This window comes from Streptomyces sp. NPDC002446 (genome assembly GCF_053595675.1).
This window is the reverse complement of the sequence record NZ_JBSFYC010000150.1, coordinates 1-3,773: the sequence shown is the minus strand read 5'-3', so window position 1 is coordinate 3,773 and position 3,773 is coordinate 1. Positions and strand designations below refer to the sequence as shown.

The window sequence follows — 3,773 nt, the reverse complement described above, 5'->3', positions numbered from 1 at the left end:
TCCAGCTCAGGCCGACCACCGACGAAAGACCCCAGCCGCTCCGCCTGCGCCCGCAACGCACCCTCACCACGACCAGAGACCACCCACGGCACCACTCGCCGGGCAGAAGCCACACGATCCCTCGGCTCCCCCTCCGCCTCCACCACCGGAGGCTCCTCCACCACCGGAGGCTCCTCCAGCACCGGAGGCTCCTCCAGCACCAGATGCGCATTGGTGCCACTGATCCCGAAGGACGAGACGCCCACCCGCCGCACCCGATCCGGCGACGACGGCCAGGCCCGCTCCTCCGTCAGCAGCTCCACCACACCCGCCGACCAGTCCACCTGCGGTGTCGGTTCGGCCGCGTGCAGGGTGCGGGGCAACTGCCCGTGCTCCAGCGCCTTGACCATCTTGATGACTCCGGCCGCGCCGGCCGCCGCCTGGGTGTGGCCGATGTTGGACTTCACCGAGCCGAGCCACAGCGGCCCCGCAGCCTCATCCCGACCCTGGCCATACGTCGCGATCAGCGCCTGCGCCTCGATCGGGTCACCCAGCCGGGTGCCCGTGCCATGGGCCTCGACCGCGTCCACGTCGGCGGCCGACAGGCGTGCGTTGGCCAGTGCCTGCCGGATCACCCGCTGCTGCGAGGGACCGTTCGGAGCAGTCAGGCCATTGCTCGCGCCATCCTGGTTCATCGCGGTACCGCGCACCACGGCGAGCACCGGGTGGCCGTTGCGCCGCGCGTCCGACAGCCGCTCCAGCAGCAGCATGGCCGCGCCTTCGGCCATGCCCATGCCGTCCGCGTCCGCCGAGAACGCCCGGCACCGGCCGTCGACGGACAGTCCGCGCTGCCGGCTGAACTCGGTGAAGGAAGTGGGTACGGCCATGACGGATGCACCGCCCGCGAGGGCCAGCGTGGACTCGCCCTGCCGCAGCGACTGCGCCGCCAGATGCAGGGCGACCAGCGACGACGAGCATCCGGTGTCCAGCGTGACAGCGGGGCCCTCCAGGCCGAGGAGGTAGGAGACCCGGCCCGAGGCGATGCTCGCCGTGTTGCCCGTGCCCAGATAGCCCTCGACGCCTTCCGGGGCCTCCTGCAGTCGCGAGCCGTAATCGTGGTAGCTGACGCCGGCGAAGACCGAGGTGCTGCTGCCGCGCAGGGACTGCGGATCGATACCGGCCCGCTCGAACGCCTCCCACGACGTCTCCAGCAGCAGCCGCTGCTGCGGATCCATCGCCAGCGCCTCCCGCGGCGAAATCCCGAAGAACCCGGCGTCAAAGTCCGCCGCGTCGTGCAGGAAGCCGCCATGGCGGGTGTACGTCTTGCCGGGCCGGTCCGGGTCCGGGTCGTAGAGCGATTCGACGTCCCAGCCACGGTCGGCCGGCAGCTCCGAAATCACGTCGCCGCCGCGGACCAGCAGCTCCCACAGGTCCTCCGGAGAGCGGACCTCGCCGGGGAAGCGGCAGGCCATTCCCACGATCACGATCGGGTCGTCGTCGGTCGCCGGGAGCGCGGCCGGTGCCGGCGCGGCTGCGGCAGCCTCCTCGTCCGTACCGAGGATTTCACCGCGCAGGAAGCCGGCGAGGACGGTGGGAGACGGGTAGTCGAAGATCAGCGTGGCCGGGAGGCGCAGGCCGGTGGCGTTCTTGAGGCGGTTGCGCAGCTCGACCGCGGTGAGCGAGTCGAAACCCAGGTCCCGGAAGGCCCGGGTGGGTGCCACGGCCTCCCGCGAGGCATGGCCGAGGACCGATGCCGCCTGGGTGCGGACCAGATCGAGCAGCACGGCGTGGCGTTCGGCCGGTGCCAGGCCGGACAGGCGGTCGCGCAGCGGCGACGGGGCGACGTCGGCCGGGGCACCGGTGTTGCCGCCGGCCGCCCCCGCGGGGGTGTTGCCGGCGTCGATGGCCTGTTGTGCCTCGGGGACACCGCCGAGCAGCGGACGGGGTCCCGCCGAGGTGAAGACCGGGACGAAACGGTCCCAGTCCACATCGGCGACGGTGACGCATGCCTCCTGGTGCGCGAGGACCTGGCGCATGGCGGAGAAGGCGGTGTCCGGGTCGAGGAACGGCAGGCCGCGCGCCTGGAGCTGCTCGGGCTTGACTCCTTCCGGCAGCCGCTCGGGGTCCCACACGTCCCAGACGCCCCAGGCGATGGAGCTGGCCGGGAGGCCCCGCGCGTGCCGCTGTTCGGCGAGCGCGTCGAGGAAGGCGTTGGCCGCGGCGTACGCCCCGTGATCGCCGCTGCCCCAGACCCCGGCGATGGAGGAGAAGAGGACGAAGGCGTCCAGGTCTTCGGCACCGAGCAGGGCGTCCAGGTGGGCCGCACCGGCGACCTTGGCGGCGAGCACATCGGCGAACTCGCCGGGGTCGGCCTCGATCAGCGCGGCCAGCTCGATGAAGGCGGCGGCGTGGATGACCGTACGCACGGTGTCGCCGTCCGCCGCCAGCCCGGCGAGGAGCGCGGCGACCGCCTCACGGTCCGCCACATCACAAGCGGCCGCGGTCAGACGGACGCCCGTGGCGGCGAGTTCGTCCCGCAGCTCGGCCATGCCCGGTGCGGCGGCGCCGCGCCGGCTGACGAGCACCACATGCTCGGCCCCGCTGTCCGCGAGCCAGCGGGCAATGTGCGGGCCGAGTGCTCCGGTGCCGCCGGTGACCAGGGCCGTGCCCCGGGTCCGCCACGGGGTCTCCCCCTGCGTCCCGGTCCCCGGCGCCTCGCCCGTCTCCGCGAGCGGGGCCCGTACGAGACGCCGGGCGAAGACTCCCGAGGCCCGTACCGCGACCTGGTCCTCGTCCGCCAGTCCCCCGGCCAGCACCGCACACAGCCGCGATCCCGTACGGACGTCCCACACCTCGGGCAGATCGACCAGTCCGCCCCAACGCTCCGGCAGTTCCAGGGCGGCCACCCGGCCCAGACCCCAGACCTGGGCCTGGACCGCACTCAGCAGCCGGTCCGTGCCGCCGACGGACACCGCGCCCCGCGTGCCCAGCCACAGGCGGGCCTCGACGCCCGCTTCCTCCAGTGCCTGCACCAGCGCCAGCGTTCCCGCCACCCCGGCGGACATCGCGCCGTGGTCGGCGTGCGGACGCTCGTCCAGCGCGAGCAACGACAGCACACCGGCAAGCGGCCGGTCGTCGGCCGCGGAGGCGGTCAGCCACTCCTCGATACGGGCGCGCCAGGCCGCGCGGTCGGCGCCGACCGCGCTCAGCGCCAACTGATCGACCTGCGCACCACCTTCGGTCATCGCCGCCACCGCACCGGCCACCGCGACGTCACCGTCGATCCCGGCCGGGACCACCACCAGCCACCTGCCCGCAGCACCGGTCGACCGCTGGGCGTCGGGCGCCGGTTTCCACGTCACGCGGTAGCGCCAGTTCTCCACCGTCGACGCCCGCTGCCGCTCACGGCGCCAGGACGCCAACGCGGGCAGCACCTCGCTCAGCGGCGCATCGCCGTCCAGCGCCAACGCCCCGCCGAGCGACTCCCAGTCCTCCGCCTCGACCGCCGCCCAGAAACGGCCGTCGACCACTTCCCCCTCGGGACGCGCGGCCTCCGGTGCCGGAGCCGTCGACGCCGGCGACTCCAGCCAGTAGCGCTCGCGCTGGAAGGCGTAGGTGGGCAGGTCGACGCGGCGGGCACCGGTGCCGACGAAGAGCGCCGACCAGTCCACGGGCACACCGGTCACGTAGAGCTCAGCGGCCGAGGTCAGGAAACGCTCCAGGGTTCCCTCGTCACGGCGCAGCGAGCCCGCCACGACTACGTCGTCGAGAGTCTCCTGGACGCTCACGGTCAG

At 73.5% G+C, this 3,773-nt stretch carries 1 protein-coding gene; it reads right to left on the bottom strand.

Translation table 11 applies throughout. From position 1 onward, the window contains the following. The coding region (locus ACWD6P_RS36795) for an SDR family NAD(P)-dependent oxidoreductase (RefSeq protein WP_451448575.1) at positions 1-3,773 on the bottom strand (3,773 nt) is incomplete at both ends.